General features: G+C 63.8%; 11 protein-coding genes and 2 rRNA genes (1 of these 13 cut by a window edge). 9 read left to right on the forward strand and 4 right to left on the reverse strand.

Annotated elements, in window-relative coordinates; all coding sequences use genetic code 11:
• Positions 1-2740 (forward strand): 23S ribosomal RNA (locus tag BC358_RS15690) (it extends 137 nt beyond the left edge of the window).
• A gap of 160 nt (positions 2741-2900) precedes the next feature.
• Positions 2901-3013: ribosomal RNA gene (gene rrf / locus BC358_RS15695) — 5S ribosomal RNA — on the forward strand.
• Between the two features lie 76 nt (positions 3014-3089).
• Here the strand turns inward: rrf and BC358_RS15700 are convergent.
• Genes BC358_RS15700 through BC358_RS15710 form a run of 3 tightly spaced genes read right to left on the reverse strand, consistent with a single transcriptional unit; the run spans position 3090 to position 6536 of the window.
• Positions 3090-4022 carry an MBL fold metallo-hydrolase gene (locus BC358_RS15700; RefSeq protein ID WP_079366575.1) on the reverse strand — a complete coding sequence of 311 codons (933 nt, stop codon included), beginning with the start codon at positions 4020-4022 and terminating at the stop codon, positions 3090-3092.
• Between the two features lie 17 nt (positions 4023-4039).
• Positions 4040-5752 (reverse strand): AMP-binding protein, encoded by a 1713-nt coding sequence (locus BC358_RS15705; protein WP_079366576.1) that lies wholly within the window; start codon positions 5750-5752, stop codon positions 4040-4042.
• A 46-nt stretch (positions 5753-5798) separates the two neighbouring features.
• A complete protein-coding gene (locus BC358_RS15710; protein WP_079366577.1) occupies positions 5799-6536 on the reverse strand; it encodes a hypothetical protein in 738 nt (245 codons plus the stop codon).
• A 98-nt stretch (positions 6537-6634) separates the two neighbouring features.
• On the opposite strand from BC358_RS15710, the gene BC358_RS15715 reads away from it, so the two are divergent.
• Positions 6635-7609: a triacylglycerol lipase gene (locus tag BC358_RS15715; protein ID WP_256861541.1), complete on the forward strand. Its 975-nt coding sequence runs from the start codon at positions 6635-6637 to the stop codon at positions 7607-7609.
• Here the strand turns inward: BC358_RS15715 and hppD are convergent.
• The gene (hppD, locus tag BC358_RS15720; RefSeq protein ID WP_079366578.1) at positions 7599-8720 is read right to left on the reverse strand and encodes a 4-hydroxyphenylpyruvate dioxygenase; all 1122 of its coding nucleotides are present in this window, start codon (positions 8718-8720) and stop codon (positions 7599-7601) included. The two genes, BC358_RS15715 and hppD, sit on opposite strands and share 11 nt — an antisense overlap.
• 118 nt (positions 8721-8838) lie before the next feature.
• Between hppD and BC358_RS15725 the strand changes: the two genes are divergently transcribed.
• The 6 genes from BC358_RS15725 (at position 8839) to glyS (ending at position 16006) form a co-directional block, all read left to right on the forward strand.
• The gene (locus tag BC358_RS15725; RefSeq protein ID WP_066155377.1) at positions 8839-9312 is read left to right on the forward strand and encodes an Lrp/AsnC family transcriptional regulator; all 474 of its coding nucleotides are present in this window, start codon (positions 8839-8841) and stop codon (positions 9310-9312) included.
• A 75-nt stretch (positions 9313-9387) separates the two neighbouring features.
• Complete coding sequence (locus tag BC358_RS15730) at positions 9388-10065, forward strand: GNAT family N-acetyltransferase (RefSeq protein ID WP_079366579.1); 678 nt, start codon at positions 9388-9390, stop codon at positions 10063-10065.
• A gap of 86 nt (positions 10066-10151) precedes the next feature.
• Positions 10152-11018, forward strand: coding sequence for an HlyC/CorC family transporter (locus tag BC358_RS15735; protein WP_079366580.1), 867 nt, complete (start codon positions 10152-10154; stop codon positions 11016-11018).
• Positions 11019-11034: 16 nt separating this feature from the next.
• Complete coding sequence (lnt, locus tag BC358_RS15740) at positions 11035-12873, forward strand: apolipoprotein N-acyltransferase (RefSeq protein WP_079366581.1); 1839 nt, start codon at positions 11035-11037, stop codon at positions 12871-12873.
• Between the two features lie 91 nt (positions 12874-12964).
• Entirely contained in the window at positions 12965-13870 is a 906-nt protein-coding gene (glyQ, locus tag BC358_RS15745) for a glycine--tRNA ligase subunit alpha (protein WP_079366582.1), read from the forward strand.
• A gap of 15 nt (positions 13871-13885) precedes the next feature.
• Entirely contained in the window at positions 13886-16006 is a 2121-nt protein-coding gene (gene glyS, locus BC358_RS15750) for a glycine--tRNA ligase subunit beta (RefSeq protein ID WP_079366583.1), read from the forward strand.
• Positions 16007-16022: the final 16 nt, after the last annotated feature.

Below are 16022 nucleotides of genomic sequence, written 5' to 3' on the forward strand. Positions count from 1 at the left end.
AGTAGGTATCGCATGATGAATACATAGTCATGCGAGGCGAACCGGGTGAACTGAAACATCTCAGTAGCTCGAGGAAAAGACATCAACCGAGATTCCGAAAGTAGTGGCGAGCGAAATCGGAAGAGCCTGTTAGTGATAGCACAAGACTTAACGGAACGCTCTGGAAAGGGCGGCCATAGCGGGTGATAGCCCCGTACGTGAAAAGACCTGTGTGGTACTGAGCTGACGAAAAGTAGGGCGGGACACGTGTAATCCTGTCTGAATATGGGGGGACCATCCTCCAAGGCTAAATACTCATCATCGACCGATAGTGAACAAGTACCGTGAGGGAAAGGCGAAAAGAACCCCGGGAGGGGAGTGAAATAGATCCTGAAACCGCATGCTTACAAAAAGTAGGAGCCCGAAAGGGTGACTGCGTACCTTTTGTATAATGGGTCAGCGACTTACATTCAGTGGCAAGCTTAACCGAGTAGGGAAGGCGTAGGGAAACCGAGTCCGAATAGGGCGATTCAGTCGCTGGGTGTAGACCCGAAACCAAGTGATCTATCCATGGCCAGGATGAAGGTGCCGTAACAGGTACTGGAGGTCCGAACCGACTGGTGTTGCAAAACCAGCGGATGAGCTGTGGATAGGGGTGAAAGGCTAAACAAACTTGGAAATAGCTGGTTCTCTCCGAAAACTATTTAGGTAGTGCCTCAAGTATTACCTGCGGGGGTAGAGCACTGTTTTGGCTAGGGGGTCATGGCGACTTACCAAACCAAGGCAAACTCCGAATACCGCAGAGTACAGCTTGGGAGACAGAGCACCGGGTGCTAACGTCCGGACTCAAGAGGGAAACAACCCAGACCGCCAGCTAAGGTCCCTAAAATTGGCTAAGTGGGAAACGAAGTGGGAAGGCTAAAACAGTCAGGATGTTGGCTTAGAAGCAGCCATCATTTAAAGAAAGCGTAATAGCTCACTGATCGAGTCGTCCTGCGCGGAAGATGTAACGGGGCTAAGCCAGTTACCGAAGCTGCGGATTTGCAATTTATTGCAAGTGGTAGGAGAGCGTTCTGTAAGCCTGTGAAGGTGGCTTGTAAAGGCTGCTGGAGGTATCAGAAGTGCGAATGCTGACATGAGTAGCGTTAAAGGGGGTGAAAAGCCCCCTCGCCGTAAGCGCAAGGTTTCCTACGCAACGTTCATCGGCGTAGGGTGAGTCGGCCCCTAAGGCGAGGCAGAGATGCGTAGCTGATGGGAAACAGGTCAATATTCCTGTACCGATTACAAGTGCGATGTGGGGACGGATCTTAATAGGTTATCCGGGTGTTGGATGTCCCGGTTTAGGCAGATGTAGGCGATGGGTAGGCAAATCCGCCCGTCATATACCGAGGCTGCCGATCGAGCGAGCTTGCTCGCGAAGTAACTGAACGAGGTCCCAGGAAAAGCCACTAAGCTTCAGCTTGTAATTGACCGTACCGCAAACCGACACTGGTGCGCGAGATGAGTATTCTAAGGCGCTTGAGAGAACTCAGGAGAAGGAACTCGGCAAATTGACACCGTAACTTCGGAAGAAGGTGTGCCCTAGTAGTGTGATGAGAACATCTGAGCACGAATGGGTTGCAAAAAATAGGTGGCTGCGACTGTTTATTAAAAACACAGCACTCTGCAAACACGAAAGTGGACGTATAGGGTGTGACGCCTGCCCGGTGCTGGAAGATTAATTGATGGGGTGCAAGCTCTTGATCGAAGTCCCAGTAAACGGCGGCCGTAACTATAACGGTCCTAAGGTAGCGAAATTCCTTGTCGGGTAAGTTCCGACCTGCACGAATGGCGTAACGATGGCCACACTGTCTCCTCCTGAGACTCAGCGAAGTTGAAATGTTTGTGATGATGCAATCTCCCCGCGGAAAGACGGAAAGACCCCATGAACCTTTACTGTAGCTTTGTATTGAATTTTGAACAGATCTGTGTAGGATAGGTGGGAGGCTTTGAAGCAGGGTCGCTAGATCTTGTGGAGCCAACGTTGAAATACCACCCTGGTGTGTTTGAGGTTCTAACCTAGGTCCATTATCTGGATCGGGGACAGTGCATGGTAGGCAGTTTGACTGGGGCGGTCTCCTCCCAAAGTGTAACGGAGGAGTTCGAAGGTACGCTAGGTACGGTCGGACATCGTGCTAATAGTGCAATGGCATAAGCGTGCTTAACTGCGAGACTGACAAGTCGAGCAGATGCGAAAGCAGGACATAGTGATCCGGTGGTTCTGTATGGAAGGGCCATCGCTCAACGGATAAAAGGTACTCTGGGGATAACAGGCTGATACCGCCCAAGAGTTCATATCGACGGCGGTGTTTGGCACCTCGATGTCGGCTCATCTCATCCTGGGGCTGTAGCCGGTCCCAAGGGTATGGCTGTTCGCCATTTAAAGAGGTACGTGAGCTGGGTTTAAAACGTCGTGAGACAGTTTGGTCCCTATCTTCCGTGGGCGCTGCAGATTTGAGGAAGCCTGCTCCTAGTACGAGAGGACCGGAGTGGACGCACCTCTGGTGTACCGGTTGTCACGCCAGTGGCATTGCCGGGTAGCTAAGTGCGGAAGAGATAACCGCTGAAAGCATCTAAGCGGGAAACTCGTTCCAAGATTAGATCTGCCGGGGCCTTGAGCCCCCTAAAGGGTCGTTGAAGACCACGACGTTGATAGGTCGGGTGTGGAAGCGCAGCAATGCGTTAAGCTAACCGATACTAATTGCCCGTGAGGCTTGACCCTATAACTTTGACGAAACCACGTGTCTGAAAAGACGGTTCGTGCAAATGTCTTATGCCCTCATGACTAATATCATGACGTTGGCAGCAATCAAAAACAGCTGATTCGAAACTCTATGAATTCGTCTGGCTGAACAGCCCGTTCAGCCAGGCAACAAGTTATGCCTGACGACCATAGCGAGTTGGTCCCACTCCTTCCCATCCCGAACAGGACAGTGAAACGACTTTGCGCCGATGATAGTGCGGGTTCCCGTGTGAAAGTAGGTCATCGTCAGGCTATTATTGAGAAAGGCCCCAAGTAGAGATACTTGGGGCCTTTTGCTTTTTGAGCATAAAAAACAGAGCTTGGTGTTCTAGAGATCGAGAATCAAGTCGCCTTCGCGCTTGATGGCTTGACTGCGCCCTAGGTCAAAAATCAGCTCTTCGAGCCATTGTGTGCGTGCTGGTTCTTTAGACGATGCGGCCTTGGCGAGATACGGGGTCTGCTCAACCCATCGAAGCAGGTGCTGAAAGTTGATGCTCTTGCATTCGAGCAGCTTGAACTTGATAAGCACCTTGTGTGCGTGCCTCAGGTGCTGTTCAGGGAATTCCATGAAACGCCGCAGGCGGCTTCTCGCTCGCTCCAGCGCCAATTGAAGGTCGTCGAACGCACCACCATGTCCCGGAATGATGACTGCTGGCGAAAGCGACTCGATGCAATCCAAGGTCTCTCCGACTTCGTCAAAGGCGGATAGACCTTCGAGTTCCGGAAACACCACGCCAAAGCCGTTTTGCCAGAGCGCGTCAGCAGAAAGAAGAACACTGTTGTCGGGTTGAAAAAGAACGATCGCGTGTGGATCGTGGCCCTTGGCACCGTGGACTTCCCACGTCCAGTCCCCGAGTCGCAGCTTCTCTCCCGGGCGTATAACGCCGTTGAATGTAAAGTGGGGGCACTGCTGTCCCGTGCTGGCATAGCTGAGCGCTTCGGTGTCCCACAGCCGAACCGCCTCTGCCGACCCTGAAGGAATCAGCGTTTGCAGAGCGGGGTGACGGCGCTGCAGTGCGGCATTGCCTCCGCAGTGATCGCTGTGAAGATGTGTATTCAGGAGCAAACCGAGGCGCCTTCCTCCAAGCCCTTTTTCCACTAGGTCCACGGTCTGGTCGGCGTGGGTGCAGTAGCCGGAGTCGATGAGCGCCGAGGCTCCGCTGGAACCTGTGATCAGGATGTTGTTGGACGAAAGCCATCCACGTTCAAACAGCGTTGCACCAATGCGGGTGAGGCGCTCACGGGCAGTTGAAGAAAGCACGAGTGGACGCCCTGAGGTCAGGTGCGCAGGGCGCGGCGGAGGATCTTGCCCACATTGCTCTTGGGGAGCTCATCGCGAAACTCGATGTATTTGGGCCGCTTGTACCCGGTGAGGTTGTCGTGGCAGAACCTGGCCACATCCTCCTCCCGGAGTGTGGGGTCGCTACGAACCACGAAAACCTTGACCGCCTCGCCTTGTTTGGCGTCTTCGACACCAACCGCGGCGCATTCAAGCACGCCCGGGCACAACGAAATCACATTCTCGAGTTCGCTGGGAAAGACATTGAACCCTGACACCAGAATCATGTCCTTCTTTCGATCGACGATGCGGGTGTAACCGCGTTCGTCCATCACGCCGATGTCGCCGGTTCGCATGAACCCATCTGCCGTGAACGCGCGTTCGGTTTCTTCAGGTTGTCGGTAGTAGCCGCGCATGACGTTGGGGCCCCGGATGCAGATCTCTCCGGACTCGCCGACAGGGAGGCTGGCACCGGCCTCGTCCTTGATTGCGATGTCAATGCCGGGCAAGGGCAGGCCGATCGTTCCGCTGAACTGCCGGCTGGTTACCGGGTTGTTGGTGCCAATGGCGCAGGTCTCGCTCATGCCCCAGCCTTCAACCATCGCGCAGCCAGTGACGGCCATCCAGTGCCGAGCTGTGCCTTCGGAGGCAGCCATCCCACCTGCCTGCGACATCAGCAGAGAAGAAAAATCCAGCTGCCTGAAGCGCGGGTTCTGCAGCAGCGCATTGAACAGTGTGTTGACCGCCGGCAGCAGATGAAAAGGTCGCTTCGACAGGGTTTCGACGAACCTGGACACATCGCGCGGATTGGGAACCAGGGTCATGTGGGCGCCCCAACGGATCGCCAGAAGTGACAGGGTCAGAGCGAAGATGTGATAGAGCGGCAAGGCAGCAATGCCGTTGATGTTGCGCACATCGCCGATTCGTCCAAGCGCTGGACGGAACCAGGCTTCGGCTTGCAAAGTGGCGGCGATGATATTGCGATGCGTCAGCTCCGCTCCCTTGGACAGCCCCGTGGTGCCGCCTGTGTATTGCAGGAAGGCGGTGTTGTCGTGGCAGGCTTGGCTCGCGCGAAACGACAGCCTGCTGCCCTCGTCCAGGGCCTGGCGGAAGCTGACGATGGTGCGTGGGCCGGTCGCACCGGTCAGTGCCAGCCGATATGGCTTGACCATTTTCGACAAGTGCCGCACGGCGAAGGTGATCCAGCGCCCGTACCAGAAGCCCAGCATGTCCCCCATGCTGGCAACGACCACGTGGCGAATGGGGGTGTGCTCGATCACCTCTTCCAGTGTTGCTGCAAAGTTCTCAAGGATCACGATGGCCTCGGCGCCCGAGTCCCGGAGCTGGTGCTCCAGTTCGCGCGCCGTGTAGAGCGGATTGACGTTCACCACCGTGAACCCTGCCCGGATGATGGCGGTCATCGCGACGAGGAACTGCGGAATGTTGGGCAACATGACCGCGACGCGCGCATCGGCCGGAAGGCCTCGGGCCTGCAGCCATGCGCCCAGCGCAGCGCTGTGCTCATCGAGCTCTCCGTACGTCAGCCAGCGCTCCATGCAGACACTGACTGGTCGCCGGGCGTTCTTCTTCAGAGACTCTTCGAGCAGTGCGGCCAGAGACCGGTACTGTGAGGGATCGATGTCGCGCGGCACACCGTCTGGATAGTGGGCCAGCCAGGGGCGCGAGGGGGTTTCCGGGGTAGCGAGGTCCATGCAGCGATTCTGATGGTCCCGCTCCCGCCCAGCCTCAGGGCCAGCCCTAGGGCCCTGTCGCACAAAGCTCAGCGCCGAGCGCGGCAGCGCAAACCGTGAGGTCATCGCTGAACAGCGCATCGATCCAGCGCCGTTCGCGCGTTGCAATGATCGAGAGGAAGGGGCGGGCGTCCCCCAACTCGGCAAATGCGGCGAAGCCAGCTTCGAGAAAATGCTGCAGATCGGACAGTCCTGCTGCCTGAGCGGGGCGCCGCATCATCTTGAGCAACATCAGCAAGGATTTGCTGCGCGTCAGCCGTTGCAGTTCAAGTCCCATGTGCCCGACAACACCCAGCTGCCGCTCACGGGCCTCTCGCCGCCCGGTCGCCCGCCAGGCTTGCACGTAACGCTTCGCGGGGAACTCCTTCGGATCCTGCGCCAGCCAGTGCATCGCCATAGTGTGATCAAGGGTCTCGGTCAGTGCGTGCATCTCGGCCAGGTCCACGGACAACTCGGACACCGCTTCCGGGAACAGGCGCTCGATGGCCCCGGCAATCCGCCCGAACTGGGCATCGCGCTGGCAGAAGTCGTGGTCGCCGTACAGCTCGTCGAGGAAGAAGCGAGCCGCGGCGCCCTGCACCCGGTGTGCGAGCACATCGGCGTAGGTGCCTTGAAAACGCTGAGCCTGGAGACGTTTGATCGCAGACACCGCGGCGTTGATTCCGTCGCTGCGGGCTTGCGTGCGCAGCGCGTCGACGGTGGCGAGATGGGCCCGGATGCGGTCGGCGGCGGAAGCTTGCGGCATGGTGGTCGGAGTCTATCGCCGCCATGCACGGCGCCTTAGTGACTGGTCTCTAGGGCGACGGAGACCGTCCAGATGCCGGCCATGACATAGTGCTGCTCATGCAGCACCCACACCCTTCCGGCATGGCGGCGACGCCCTCAAGCTCGACATTGGCCCGTTTGCAGCAACTCATCGTGTTCGCCACCGTGGGACTGGTCGCCGGGTGGATGGCCTGGAGCTGGGGGCGACCGGGCTGGGCTGTGGCCGTCGGAGGCGTGCTGCTGCTGTTCGGCTATGCGCTGGTGCTGGGGCTGGAGTTCTTCGCCGTCGCCCATGTGAACCGCCACGATCCTGCGCCCCAGGCGACCGCCCGCACCCTGGTGAAAGCCTGGTGGCGCGAAGTGCAGGCGGCGCCGCGGGTGTTTTCCTGGCGCCAGCCGTTTCGATGGTGGTGTCTGCCGGACGATCACGCCGCCGGGGCAACGGGTCAGCCGGCCGTGGTCTTCGTGCACGGCTTCGTCTGCAACCGTGGCTTCTGGTTGCCGTGGATGCAGAGGCTGCGCTCGCGCGGACTGCGGTACACCAGCGTCAACCTGGAGCCGGTCTTTGGGTCGATCGACGACTACATCCCGCTGATCGATGAGGCCGTGCGGCGCGCCCATGCGCTGACCGGCGTGGCGCCTGTGCTGGTGTGCCACAGCATGGGCGGGCTGGCGGTGCGCGCCTGGCGCGCCGCGACGCCCGATGCCGACAACTTGGTGCGCCACATCGTCACCATCGGTTCGCCGCACCACGGCACCTGGCTGGCGCAGTTCAGCCACTTGCCGAACGGGCGGCAGATGCGGCAGGACGGCCCCTGGTTGCGGGCGCTGCGGCAGCACGAGGAGCTGCGCTGGCCCACGGGCACCTACGCGCCGTTCACCTGCTGGTACTCCAGTGCCGACAACATCGTGTTCCCCGCCTCGACGGCCACACTGCCCGGGGCCGACAACCGCTTCGTCCACGGCCAGCCGCATGTCGCCATGGCCTTCGCGGACGAGGTGATGGAAGGGACGCTGTCCCTTCCGGCGCTCCAGGGAAGGCTCAGCCCTTGAGCACGCCGCGGCGCATCTGGTCGAGCTCCATGGTCTCGAACAGCGCCTTGAAGTTGCCCTCGCCGAAGCCCTGGTTGCCCTTGCGCTGGATGAACTCGAAGAAGATGGGGCCGAGCTGGTTTTCGCTGAAGATCTGCAGCAGCAGCTCGCCCGGTGCGCCGTCGACCAGGATGTTGCGGGCCTTGAGCGCCTCGATGTCCTCGCCGTGGTTCGGGATGCGCTTGGGCAGCAGCTCGTAGTAGGTCTCGCTGGTGTTCAGCAGCTTCAGACCTTCCATCTGCAGCGCGTCGACCGTGTCGTAGAGGTTGGTCGAGGTCAGCGCGATGTGCTGGATGCCCTCGCCCTGGTAGCGGTCCAGGTACTCCTGGATCTGGCCGGCCTTGTCGTTGCCTTCCTCGTTGATGGGGATGCGGATCTTGCCGCAGGGGCTGGTCATCGCCTTGCTCTTGATGCCGGTCTGCTGGCCTTCCAGGTCGAAGTAGCGCACCTCGCGGAAGTTGAACAGGCGCTCGTAGAAGCCGGCCCACTCGGCCATGCGGCCGCGGTGCACGTTGTGCGTCAGGTGGTCGATGACCGTCAGGCCGTGGCCGACCGGATTCAGCTCGGCGCCGGGCAGGGGGTAGAAATCCACGTCGTAGAAGCCGATGTTGCCGATGTCTCCGTCCTGGGCGCCGTTCTTGCCGCGCCAGCGGTCGATGAAATAGATGATCGAGTCGCCGATGCCCTTGATGGCCGGGATGTTCAGCTCGCCGGGGCCGGCGGCGTTGGCGTAGCCCCAGGCGCCCAGGCCGATGGCGCGCTCGTAGGCGGCCTTGGCGTCCTGCACGCGGAAGGCAATGGCGCAGACGCTGGGGCCGTGCAGGCGCGCGAAGCGCTGCGCGAAGCTGTCGGGTTCGGCGTTGATGATGAAGTTGATGCCGCCCTGGCGGTACAGCGTCACGTTCTTGTGGCGGTGTTTCGCGATCGGCTTGAAGCCCATGCGCTCGAACAGCGCACCCATGGCCGCCGGGTCCGGCGCGGCGTACTCGATGAACTCAAAACCGTCGGTGCCCATGGGGTTGTCCCAGGTGCTCAGGGCGGTCGTTGCGGAAGCGGGCAGGCTGGCGTTCATGGTGGTCTCCTTTGTGATCGGGCTGAATGCGCCACTGTAGAAGCGCAGGGTCGCACGATCGCTGCGAAATGGGGCGCGCCACTGGTCCGGATTGCATGATTCCTGCAGAATGATGCGTATGCAAGCACTGGACAAGCTCGACCGCCACATCCTGCGCAGCCTTCAGGCCGATGGGCGCGCCACCTACGACCAGATCGCCGAGGCGGTGGGGCTCTCGCCCAGCGCGGTGCTGCGGCGCGTGCGGCGGCTCGAAGAAACCGGGGTGATCGCCCGTTACGTCGCGCTGGTCAAACCGGAGGCGGTGGGCCTGGGTCTGACCGCCTGGGTGAATGTACGGCTGGAAAAGCACAGCGGGGCGGCCAAGCGCAACCCCATGGACGAGTTCCGCGCCAGCGTGATGGGCTGGCCCGAGGTGGTGGAATGCGCCGCGCTGACCGGCGAGATGGACTTCCTGTTGCGCCTGGTGGTAGCCGACATGGCCGCCTACTCGCGCTTCATGATGGATGTGCTGCTGCGTCATCCCTCGGTGCAGGACTGCAAGACCAGTTTCGTGATGGACCGGGTCAAGAGCACCACCGCCTTGCCGGTCTGACGCCGTTCATCGGGCATTTCCGGATTTAGAGCCATACGACCTTGTCGATATAGGGAAAACCCTTACATTCACGCCATGTCGAACGAGGCCACCGCCACCCCCGCACCGGAACGCACGCCCACGGCCGCCAGCGCTGCGGTGCCGATCCGTTCTATTGGCCGCTCCCACGCGGCGAGCATCCAGGCGCACCTGCTGGCGCTGACGCCCCACGACCGCTACCTCCGCTTCGGCTACGCCGCCAACGACGAGCAGATCGCCCGTTACGTGGACAAGCTCAACTTCGGGCGCGACGAACTGTTCGGCATCTTCAACCGCAAGCTGGAACTGATCGCCATGGCGCACCTGGCCTACTCGATCGACCCGAGCTGCGCCAGCTGCGCGGAGTTCGGTGTGTCGGTGTCGAAGTCGGCTCGCGGCCGGGGCTATGGCAGCCGCCTGTTCGAGCGGGCTGTGATGCATGCGCGCAATGAAGGCGTGAGCCAGCTGTTCATCCACGCGTTGTCCGAAAACACCGCGATGCTGCGCATCGCCCGCAAGGCGGGCGCGTCGATCGAGCGCGAAGGTCCCGAGGCCGAGGCGCACCTGCGCCTGCCGCCGGCCGATTTCGACTCCCGCGTCACCGAGCTCATCGATGAGCAGCTGGCCCTGACCAACTACCAGCTCAAGGCCCAGGCCAAGAACTTCTGGGATGCGCTGGCGCTGCTGCAGGAAATCCGGCAGGGCGTGCGCGATTCGCGCGACCGGATGAAGTGACTCCTCTGCGCCGCTGACGCGGCGTCTGGCCGGTGTCACGGCCTTGCGGTATCCTTTGCCGCTGTTTCAACCACCCCCTCTCCCCAGTGGCCGACAACCCCCCCAGTACGGGGCCGCAGCGCAGCCTGCGGCATGAAGACAAACGTGGATTCCTGCAGAAGCTCGCGGAATTCATCCACCCCGGGCCCGACTCCAAGGACGAGCTGATCGAGACGCTCGCCGAGGCCGAGGACAACGACATCATCAACGCCGAATCGCGCGTCATGCTCGAAGGCGTGATCCGCATCGCCGACATGAGCGCGGGCGACGTGATGGTGGCGGCACCGCGCATGGACGTGCTCGACATCGACGCACCGTTCGACGAGCTGCTGCACCTGGTCATCGGCACCGCGCACTCGCGCTTCCCGGTCTACGAGGGCGAGCGCGAGAACATCATCGGCATCCTGCTGGCCAAGGACCTGCTCAAGCTGCAGCGGGCGCCCGAGCTCAACATCCGCGCCCTGCTGCGCCCGGCCACATTCGTGCCCGAGAGCAAGGGGCTCAACGACCTGCTGCGCGAATTCCGCGGCAACCGCAACCACCTGGCCATCGTCATCGACGAGTTCGGCCGCGTGGCCGGACTCATCACCATCGAGGACGTGCTTGAGGAGATCGTTGGCGAGATCGAGGACGAGTTTGATGTGGCCGAAGATGACGGCGACATCTTCGCCCTGGCGGACGGCACCTGGCGCGTCAGCGGCGACACCGCCATCGAGCGCCTCAACGAGTCCTTCGGCCTGAAGCTGGCCGATGACGGCTTCGACACCATCGGCGGCCTGATCGCCCACACCATGGGCCACGTGCCCAAGCGTGGCGAGATGCACGAGCTCGACAGCCTGCGCTTTGTCGTGCTGCACACCAAGGGCGGTGCGGTGAAGTGGTTCAAGGTCATGCCGGTGCCCGCCGGCGCCTGAACACGCCCTCCGGCCCATGCGCAGCCTGTTCGGCAACCTGCACACGCCCTCCAGTCTGTCCCCGTTGACGGGCCTGCCGCCCGGCCGCCCGGCGCGGGGCTCGGGTGTGTTCTGGTTCCTGGTCTGTGTGCTGGGTGGTGCCCTGCAGGCCGCCTCGCTCGCCTGGCCCTGGCCGGCCTGGGCGCCGCCCGGTGTCGTGGCCGGGGCGCCCTCGGGCTGGCTGCAGATCGTCTCGCTGGCCCTGCTGGTGTTTGCGCTGCGCCACGCCCACCGCAACGGGCAAGGCTTCTGGCGCGGCTGGGTGTTCGCCTGGGTCTGGCTGGCCGGCAGCCTCTGGTGGCTGTATGTCTCTATGCACACCTACGGCGGCCTGGCCTCGTGGATGGCGGTGCTCGCCGTGGCGGCGCTGTCCGGCGCGCTGGCCCTGTTCTACGGGCTGGCGGCGTGGGCGCTGTGCGCCTGGGCGCCGCGGCCCCGCTGGCTGCAGGCGCTGCTGTTTGCTGCCCTGTGGACCCTGGCCGAGCTGGTGCGTGGCCGCTGGCTCACCGGTCTGCCCTGGGGGGCCGGCGGTTATGCGCAGGCGGACCTGATGGCCGCCTGGGCGCCCTGGGTCGGGGTCTACGGCATGGGCTTGATCGCGGCGCTGCTGGCCTACGCGCTGGCGCTCTTGGTGCCGGCCGTGTGGGGCGGGCTGCTGCGGCGGCTGCTCCCCCAGGTGCGCCGGATCGGCGGGCGCCTGCAGGCCCCTGTGCGCCACTGGACCGCGACCCTGGGCCAGGTGGGCGCGGGCGCCGTCGCCCTGGCCTTGTTGCTGAGCGTGGTGCTGGGTGAGCACTGGCGCGACGCCGGCCTGCGCGGAACGGGCGACGCGGGGCCGCTGCGCGTCTGGCTGCTGCAGGGCAACATCCCGCAGAACGAGAAGTTCGAGACCGGCACCGGCGTCGCCGCGGCGCTGTCCTGGTACCCGGCGCAGATCGCCGAAGCCGCACGCGCGAAGCTGACCGGCGCTGGCCCGGACCTGGTGGTGGCGCCCGAGACGGCCGTGCCGGTGCTGCCGCAGCAGCTGGGGCCGGAGTTCTGGGAGCCGCTGTTCGGCGTGATCGAGTCGTCGGCACCCGTGGGGTCGCCGGGCCTGGGCGTGATGGTGGGCATTCCGCTGGGGTCCATGGAGTCGGGCTACACCAACTCGGCCTGGGGGCTGTCGGCGGACATGCTCAAGGGGCGCGACGGGGGCTTCCCGGGTGAGCGCTTCTACCGCTACAGCAAGCACCATCTCGTGCCCTTCGGCGAGTTCATCCCGCCGCTGTTCCGCTGGTTCACCGACCTCATGCACATCCCGCTGGGTGACTTCGCGCGCGGCGAACTGGCGCAGCCGGGCTGGGACTGGGCGAGCCAGCGCGTGGCGCCCAACATCTGCTACGAAGACCTGTTCGGCGAAGAGCTGGCGGTCTCGTTCCGCGATCCGGCCGTGGCGCCCACGGTGCTGGTCAACCTGAGCAACATCGGCTGGTTCGGCGACACCGTGGCGATCGACCAGCACCTGCAGATCTCGCGCCTGCGGGCCATGGAACTGGGCCGCCCCATGCTGCGCGCCACCAACACCGGTGCCACCGCTGCCATCGATCACCGCGGCGTGGTGACCGAGCGCCTGCCGCGCCTGGTGCGCGACCGGCTGGAGGTCTCGGTGCGGGGCCGCACGGGCCTCACGCCCTACGCCGCCTGGGCCTCGCGCTGGGGGCAGGGGCCGGTCTGGGGGCTGTGCCTGGCGGTGGTGGCGCTCGCCCTGCTGGTGCGCCGCGTGGGCGCGCGCCGGCCGGTGCGCGCGGGCGGTGGCGACGCGCAGGCCGGCCCGTAAAATCCAAGGTTTTGCGCGGCCCGCCGTTGGGGCGGCCGCCGCGCCACACACCGCTTCACCTTGCCGACCGGCCCGTCGTCGGCGTCCGACCATGTTGACTTTCCAGCAAATCATCCTGACCCTGCAGTCCTACTGGGACCAGCAGGGCTGCGCCCTGCTACAGCCCTACGACATGGAGGTCGGCGCCGGCACCAGCCACACCGCCACCTTCCTGCGCGCCATCGGCCCCGAGCCGTGGAAGGCCGCCTACGTGCAGCCCAGCCGCCGCCCCAAGGACGGCCGCTATGGCGAGAACCCCAACCGCCTGCAGCACTACTACCAGTACCAGGTGGTGCTCAAGCCCGCGCCGGCCAACATCCTGGAGCTGTACCTCGGCTCGCTCGAAGCGCTGGGTTTCGACCTGAAGAAGAACGACATTCGTTTCGTAGAGGACGACTGGGAGAACCCCACGCTGGGCGCCTGGGGCCTGGGCTGGGAGGTCTGGCTCAACGGCATGGAAGTCACCCAGTTCACCTACTTCCAGCAGGTCGGCGGCATCGACTGCAAGCCCGCCACCGGCGAAATCACCTACGGACTGGAGCGCCTGGCCATGTACCTGCAAGGTGTGGACAACGTCTACAACCTGAAGTGGACCGAGACCATGAGCTACGGCGACGTCTACCTGCAGAACGAGAAAGAGCAGTCGGCCTACAACTTCGAGCACAGCGACGCCGACTTCCTGTTCACCGCCTTCAACGCGCACGAGAAGCAGGCCAGGCACCTGATGGAGCAGCAACTGGCGCTGCCCGCCTACGAACAGGTGCTCAAGTGCGCGCACAGCTTCAACCTGCTGGACGCGCGCGGCGCCATCAGCGTGACCGAGCGCGCGGCCTACATCGGCCGCATCCGCAACCTCGCCCGCGCCGTGGCGCAGAGCTACTACGAGAGCCGCGAACGCCTGGGCTTCCCCATGGCACCGCGCGAGTGGGTGGCGCAGATCGAGAAGAAAGCCGCCTGAGCCGGAGCAACAAGAATGACAACGAAGAACCTCCTCGTCGAACTGTTCGTGGAAGAGCTGCCGCCCAAGGCGCTCAATAAGCTGGGTGATGCTTTCGCCGGCGTGCTGGCCGACCAACTCAAGGCCCAGGGCCTGACCGCCGCCGACGCGGTGGTCACGCCGTTCGCCTCGCCGCGCCGACTGGCCGCGCACGTGACCGGCGTCGCCGCCAAAGCGGCCGACAAGGCCGTGTCGCAGAAGCTGATGCCGGTCAGCGTCGGCCTGGACGCCAGCGGTGCGCCCACGCCCGCGCTGCTCAAACGCCTGGCCGGCCTGGGCGCTGATGCCTCCGCCGTGGCCGGCCTCAAGCGCGCACCCGATGGCAAGGCCGAAGCCCTGTTCTTCGACAGCGTGCAGCCCGGCGTCGAGCTCGCCGAGGGCCTGCAGAAGGCGCTCCACGAGGCCATCGCCAAGCTGCCGATTCCCAAGGTCATGAGCTACCAGCTCGAAACGGATTGCGAACTGCCCGGCTGGTCCAGCGTGAACTTCGTGCGCCCGGCGCACGGTCTGGTGGCGCTGCACGGCGCCGACGTGGTGCCGGTCAAGGCCCTGGGCCTGACGGCGGGCAACAGCACGCACGGCCACCGCTTTGAAGCAGCCATCGATCCGGTGCCGCTGGCCGATGCCGACGCCTACGCCGCGACGCTGGCCAGGGATGGCGCGGTGATCGCCTCGTTCGCCGAGCGCAAGGCCGAAATCAAGAAACAGCTGGCCGCTGCGGCCGCCAAGGTCGGCGGCGGATGCCAGCCGATCGACGACGACGCGCTGCTGGACGAAGTGACGGCGCTGGTCGAGCGCCCGAATGTGCTGACCTGCCAGTTCGAGACCGAATTCCTCGACGTGCCGCAGGAGTGCCTGATCCTCACGATGAAGGCCAACCAGAAGTACTTCCCGCTGCTGGACGCGCAGGGCAAGCTGACCAACCGGTTCCTCGTGGTCAGCAACATCCGCCCCGACGACGCGAGCGCGGTGATCGGCGGCAACGAGCGCGTGGTGCGCCCGCGCCTGGCCGACGCCAAGTTCTTCTTCGACCAGGACCGCAAGAAGACGCTGGAGAGCCGCGTGCCGGCCCTGGCCAAGGTGGTCTACCACAACAAGCTGGGCACACAGGGCGAGCGCATGGAGCGCGTCTGCGCCATCGCCGAGACCATCGGCCTGAAGCTGGGCGGCCCCGAACTGGCGGCGCGCTCGCTGTTGGCCGCGCGCCTGGCCAAGACCGACCTCGTGACCGACATGGTGGGCGAGTTCCCCGAACTGCAGGGCATCATGGGTGGCTACTACGCGCGCCACGATGGCCTGAGCGACGACATCGCCTTCGCCATCGAAGACCACTACCGCCCACGCTTCGCCGGTGACGAGCTGCCGCGCAACCAGACCGGCGTGGTGGTGGCGCTGGCCGACAAGCTGGAAACCCTGGTCGGCATGTTCGGCATCGGCAACCTGCCGACCGGCGACAAGGACCCGTTCGCGTTGCGCCGCCATGCGCTGGGCGTGATCCGCATGCTGGTCGAGAAAGACCTGCCTTTGGCCCTGACCGAGCTGCTGTCCGCTGCCGTGCCCGCCTTCGGCGACAAGATCGGCGACGCGACGCCGGCTCTGGCCGACTTCATCTACGACCGCCTCGCCGGTGGCCTGCGCGAGCAGGGCGCGAGCGCGCAGGAAGTCGACGCCGTGCTGGCCCTGCGCCCGCAGCGCCTGGCCGACGTGGCCCAGCGCCTGCAGGCCGTGCGCGCCTTCGCCGCGCTGCCCGAGGCCCCTGCGCTCGCCGCGGCCAACAAGCGCATCGGCAACATCCTCAAGAAGTCCGAAGGTGAGGGCTCGGCGGTCAACCCGGCGCTGTTCGTGGAGCCCGCTGAAAAAGACCTTTTCGCCGCCATGCAGGCCTCCGTGCCCGCCGCCAATGCGAAGTTCGAGGCGGGCGACTACACCGCCAGCCTGCAGGCGCTGGCCGCGCTGCGCACGCCGGTGGACGCCTTCTTCGACGGCGTGATGGTGAACGCCGACGACGCAGCGCTCAAGGCCAACCGCCTGGGGCTGCTGAAGTCGCTGCACGAGGCCATGAACCGCGTGGCCGATCTGTCCCGACTTGCCGCGTAACCCGTACGATCTGGCC

It is taken from the genome of Hydrogenophaga sp. H7 (genome assembly GCF_002025745.1).
GTDB classification, from domain to species: domain Bacteria; phylum Pseudomonadota; class Gammaproteobacteria; order Burkholderiales; family Burkholderiaceae_C; genus Hydrogenophaga; species Hydrogenophaga pseudoflava.